This is a genomic window from Halomicronema sp. CCY15110 (assembly GCF_016888165.1).
Lineage (GTDB): Bacteria > Cyanobacteriota > Cyanobacteriia > Phormidesmidales > Phormidesmidaceae > Halomicronema.
Map to the genome: position 1 here is coordinate 1 of NZ_JACSWC010000196.1, position 442 is coordinate 442.

1 protein-coding gene is annotated in these 442 nt (G+C 54.1%); it reads right to left on the minus strand.

Features of this window, described 5'->3' with window-relative positions; genetic code table 11:
- Positions 1-186 precede the first annotated feature (186 nt).
- Positions 187-402, minus strand: coding sequence for a hypothetical protein (locus JUK32_RS06075; RefSeq protein ID WP_204137955.1), 216 nt, complete (start codon positions 400-402; stop codon positions 187-189).
- Positions 403-442: the final 40 nt, after the last annotated feature.

Below are 442 nucleotides of genomic sequence, written 5' to 3' on the forward strand. Positions count from 1 at the left end.
GCTGCGTTTTGGCACTCACCCGGCGTCCCGTTTGGACTTCGACTTCAGTCGCCGCTTGGGCGTAAGAAACAATGGCGCTTTGGCGCAGGCAGCACAGCTCTAAATAAGGGCTAATCTGTTGCCGAGGACGGACACCGAGTTGTTTGGCCTGTTCACTACTGAGGGATAACCGACCCAGAATGCTCTCTAGTTGGCGGGAATATCCTTCATCGGTGCCCGTGACGGTTTGGCAAAAAACTCCCCAATCACTGGCGTGACATGGTCTTGCACTTGAGCGCGCACCATGGATTCGATGGCTCCCAAATTCGCCATCGGCTGGTCTTGCTCGCAGGCTTCCTGATATAGCAGTGCCGCGATACGTTGACTGCACTGTAAAAGTTCTTGGCGTTCTGCTGGCGTCATGAGGGTACCCATCCAAATATCGCTACAGCCTTACTCTAAT

Bases quoted from the DNA above. Each gene is read 5' to 3' on its own strand.
- JUK32_RS06075 (WP_204137955.1), bottom strand. From the start codon at position 402: ATGACGCCAGCAGAACGCCAAGAACTTTTACAGTGCAGTCAACGTATC.